Here is a 4245-nt window from a genome sequence, read left to right as displayed (position 1 = left end):
TCCGGATCGGCCAGCAGCAGGCGGTCGTTGCTGCCCTCGGCGATCTCGAGCAGCGGGCTCAGCTCGCCGCCGCGGCCCAGGTCCACGGCGACGGCCTTCACCCGGCCGTCGTCCGCGCCCGGGTCGAGCCGCTGGTCGAGCGCGAGCAGCCGCCCCGTACGGTCCAGCCACGCGCCGCCCGTGCACCGGCCCGGCAGCTCGGCGATCCGCTCGGGCCCGAAGGCGCCGCCGTGCACGAGCCACAGGGCGGTCGTCTCCGCGTCGCTGCCGCCGTACGCGAGGGCGTACGCGGTGGTGCCGTCCGGCGCGGGCGGCAGCAGGGCGAGCCGCTCGCACTCCACGGCGCCGATCGGCAGTTCGCCGGTTCCGGGGCCGGCGGGGTAGAGGAGCGCGAGGTCGTGGCGGTCGGCGACGCGGCGGCGGATCAGCACCCGCCCGTCGGCCAGCGGCAGCAGATCGCTGTCCGGCTCCTCGGGCTGGGCGAGCGGCAGGGGTACGGCGTAGGGCTCGGGTCCGTCGAGGGTCCAGCGCTCGGGGTACCAGCTCCCGGGCTCCGCCCCCGTCACCATCCGGGCCGCGTAACTGCCGTCCGCGGCGACGGTCATCGGCGCGGGCTGGCCGCCGGCGAGGGCCGCGTGGGCGGGCTCGACAGCGGTGGTCTCCATGACACAGGCCGTCATCGTTCGGTCACCTCCGGCGACCGAAGCTAGTTTTCGTACGCCCAACCGAACAACGCGAGTTGGCCCCCCTTCACACGTAAGGGTGGCGCCCTCCAGCTTCGCCTGGACAGCCGGGCCAACGTGTGCCACGCGCCCCGACTCCTTCGGAGGGAGTCCGGGGTGAGGACCGGACCCCGCACGCGGCGTACGGCCCTCACCCCCACCGGAGCGCGCCGTCCCAGGGCGGTGCCCCGACGGCGCCGAGGGCGCTGACGGTGGGGAGGGGGTGTGTCGGGGTGCCCCCGCAGGGCGGCCAACAAACACCGGCGGATAGTCAGCGACGAATCCCGCACGTTGGCCGACCGAGGAGGTGCGCCGGCGCGCCCCCGTCAGCCACCACCGGGTGAGCGCTCGGGGCGCCAACCCCCGCCGGTGGCTCAGGTCTCGTACGCGGCTGCACGCCGGTGGCCTCGTTGTGCCCACCCGTTCCGCCCTTGCGGAACGCCTGCCCACAGCGCGGCGAACCCTGCCGTCCACAACGGGGCGAACCCGCAAGCCCACCGGAGCGTGGCCACGTTTCGTGGGTGTCTGCAGCCCGGTGGCCCGCGGCCACCGGGCGGCCCCGCCTCGCACGGGTGAGAGGTAACCTCTCACCCGTGCCCGCACTGTCTGATGTCATCGCCCAGCTAGACGCCCTCTGGCCGCCCGAGCGGGCCGAGGAGTGGGACGCCGTGGGTACCGTGTGCGGGGAGCCGGGGGCCGAGGTGCGGCGGGTGCTGTTCGCCGTGGACCCCGTGCAGGAGGTCGTCGACGAGGCCGTCCGTCTCGGCGCCGACCTGCTGGTCACCCACCACCCCCTCTATCTGCGCGGCACCACCACCGTCGCGGCCGCCACCTTCAAGGGCCGCGTCGTCCACACGTTGATCAAGAACGACATCGCCCTGCACGTCGCCCACACCAACGCCGACCGCGCCGACCCCGGCGTCTCCGACGCCCTCGCCGGCGCACTCGACCTGCGGATCACCGGCCCGCTCGTCCCGGACCCGACCGACCCGGCGGGCCGCCGCGGCCTGGGCCGGGTCTGCGAACTCGACGAGCCCCTCACCCTCCGCGCCCTCGCCGACCGCGCCGCCGCCCGGCTGCCCGCGACCGCGCAGGGCATCCGCGTCGCGGGCGACCCGGACCGCACGGTCACCAGGGTCGCGGTGTGCGGCGGCTCGGGCGACAGCCTGTTCGCGCAGGTGCGCGCGGCCGGTGTGGACGCGTACGTGACCGCCGACCTCCGCCACCACCCCGCGTCCGAGGCCCGGCAGCACAGCCCGCTCGGCCTGGTCGACGCCGCGCACTGGGCCACCGAGTGGCCCTGGATCGAGCAGGCCGCCGCCCAGCTCGACGAGATCTCCGACCGGCACGGCTGGAACCTGCGCACGCACATCTCCCGTACGGCCACCGACCCCTGGACCGCCCACGCGGCGTCCGCTTCCCCTTCGAGCACTCCTGGAGCCCCCAACTGAACGCCGCGCCCGCCGACCAGATCCGCCTGCTCGACGTACAGGCGCTCGACCTCCGTCTCTCCCAGCTCGCGCACAAGCGCAGGAGCCTCCCGGAGCACGCCGAGATCGAGGCCCTGAACGCCGACCTCGCCCAGCTGCGCGATCTGCTGGTCGCCGCCCGGACGGAGGAGAGCGACACCGCCCGCGAGCAGACCAAGGCGGAGCAGGACGTGGACCAGGTGCGCCAGCGCGCCGCCCGCGACCAGCAGCGACTCGACTCCGGGGCGGTCACCTCGCCGAAGGACCTGGAGAACCTCCAGCACGAGATCACCTCGCTCGCCAAGCGTCAGAGCGACCTGGAGGACGTCGTCCTGGAGGTCATGGAGCGCCGCGAGTCCGCACAGGAGCGGGCCGGCGAGCTGACCGGCCGGGTCGAGTCGGTCGAGGGCAAGGTCGCCGACGCGACCTCGCGCCGGGACGCCGCCCAGCGGGAGATCGACGACGAGGCCGCCACCGTCACCAAGGAGCGCGAGGTCACCGCGGCCGCGGTCCCGGCCGACCTGCTGGCGCTGTACGAGAAGCTGCGCGTGCAGCAGGGCGGCGTCGGTGCCGCCCGGCTCTACCAGCGGCGCTGCGAGGGCTGCCGCCAGGAGCTGGCCATCACCGAGCTGAACGAGGTGCGCGCCGCCGCGCCGGACACCGTGGTGCGGTGCGAGAACTGCCGCCGCATCCTGGTCCGTACGCCCGAGTCGGGGCTCTAGCCCTCATGAGCCGACGCTTCATCGTCGAGGCGGACGGCGGCTCCCGGGGCAACCCGGGGCCCGCGGGCTACGGTGCCGTCGTCCTCGACGCGGCGACCGGCGAGCCGGTGGCGGAGGCCGCCGAGTTCATCGGCACGGCCACCAACAACGTAGCCGAGTACCGGGGGTTGATCGCGGGCCTGCGGGCCGCGCACGCGCTCGACTCCGAGGCCGCGGTCAGCGTCCGCATGGACTCCAAGCTCGTGGTCGAGCAGATGTCGGGCCGCTGGAAGATCAAGCACCCGGACATGCGCCCGCTCGCCGCCGAGGCCAGGACGGTCTTCCCGGCGGGCCAGGTCTCGTACGAGTGGATCCCGCGCGAGAAGAACAAGCACGCGGACCGGCTCGCCAACGAGGCGATGGACGCGGGCAAGCGCGGTGAGCGGTGGTCGCCCTCGCGGTCGACGGCGGAGCTCGACACGGCGGGATCGAGGCCGCGGGCAGCGATTGCCGGTACGGCCGCCGCCCCGCCCGTCGAGATCCCCGCCGCCGAGCCGCTGGCCGAGCCGAAGGCCTCGCCCGTCGGCTGGGGCGCCTCCGCCGACCTCGGCCCGCCCACCACGTTCGTGCTGCTGCGCCACGGCGAGACCGCGCTGACCCCGCAGAAGCGCTTCTCCGGCAGCGGCGGCGCCGACCCGGAGCTGTCGCCCGCGGGCCGCCGCCAGGCCGAACAGGTCGCGGCCGCGCTCGCCGCCCGCGGCACGATCCAGGCCGTCGTCAGCTCCCCGCTGCGCCGCTGCCGCGAGACGGCCGGGGTGGTCGCCGACCGGCTCGGCCTCGACGTACGGGTCGACGAGGGGCTGCGGGAGACGGACTTCGGCGCGTGGGAGGGCCTGACGTTCGCGGAGGTACGCGAGCGCCACCCCGCCGACCTCGAGGCCTGGCTCGCCTCCGCCAAGGCCGCGCCGACCGGCGGCGGCGAGAGCTTCGCGCAGGTCGCGCGGCGCGTCGCGCTCTCCCGCGACAAGCTCCTCGCCCGCTACGCGGGCCGCACGGTCCTGCTGGTCACGCACGTGACCCCGGTCAAGACTCTCGTCCGCCTTGCCCTGGGCGCCCCACCGGAGTCCCTCTTCCACATGGAACTCTCCGCGGCGTCCCTCTCGGTGGTCGCCTACTACGCGGACGGCAACACGTCCCTGCGCCTGCTCAACGACACGGGGCATCTGCGGTAGGCGAGGGCCGAACCTCTGGGCCGGGCCGGCTGCGAATCCCGCCCGGCCAGGCAATTCCAGCCTGCCGGCGCTTGAGGACGAGCCGGAGGGCGATCGGGGGTCCAGGGGGCGCAGCCCCCGG

At 75.1% G+C, this 4245-nt stretch carries 3 protein-coding genes and 1 pseudogene; 3 read left to right on the top strand and 1 reads right to left on the bottom strand.

The window, feature by feature from the left end:
* Positions 1 to 665 (bottom strand): annotated as a pseudogene (locus tag AOK16_RS21615) (hypothetical protein); the annotation flags it as partial.
* A 650-nt stretch (positions 666 to 1315) separates the two neighbouring features.
* Between AOK16_RS21615 and AOK16_RS21610 the strand changes: the two are divergent.
* Genes AOK16_RS21610 through AOK16_RS21600 form a run of 3 tightly spaced genes read left to right on the top strand, consistent with a single transcriptional unit; the run spans position 1316 to position 4124 of the window.
* Positions 1316 to 2173, top strand: coding sequence for a Nif3-like dinuclear metal center hexameric protein (locus AOK16_RS21610; RefSeq protein WP_055473846.1), 858 nt, complete (start codon positions 1316 to 1318; stop codon positions 2171 to 2173).
* Positions 2170 to 2913, top strand: a complete 744-nt coding sequence (locus AOK16_RS21605; RefSeq protein WP_205627750.1) for a zinc ribbon domain-containing protein — start codon at positions 2170 to 2172, stop codon at positions 2911 to 2913. The genes AOK16_RS21610 and AOK16_RS21605 overlap by 4 nt, the downstream gene beginning before the upstream one ends.
* A gap of 5 nt (positions 2914 to 2918) precedes the next feature.
* On the top strand, positions 2919 to 4124 hold the full coding sequence (locus AOK16_RS21600; protein ID WP_055473845.1) for a bifunctional RNase H/acid phosphatase: 1206 nt from the start codon (positions 2919 to 2921) through the stop codon (positions 4122 to 4124).
* Positions 4125 to 4245: the final 121 nt, after the last annotated feature.

The organism is Streptomyces pathocidini, assembly GCF_001418495.1.
In the GTDB taxonomy this organism is placed as follows: domain Bacteria; phylum Actinomycetota; class Actinomycetes; order Streptomycetales; family Streptomycetaceae; genus Streptomyces; species Streptomyces pathocidini.
Note: the sequence above shows the minus strand (reverse complement) of the source record. Positions and strands in the feature narration are given on the sequence as shown.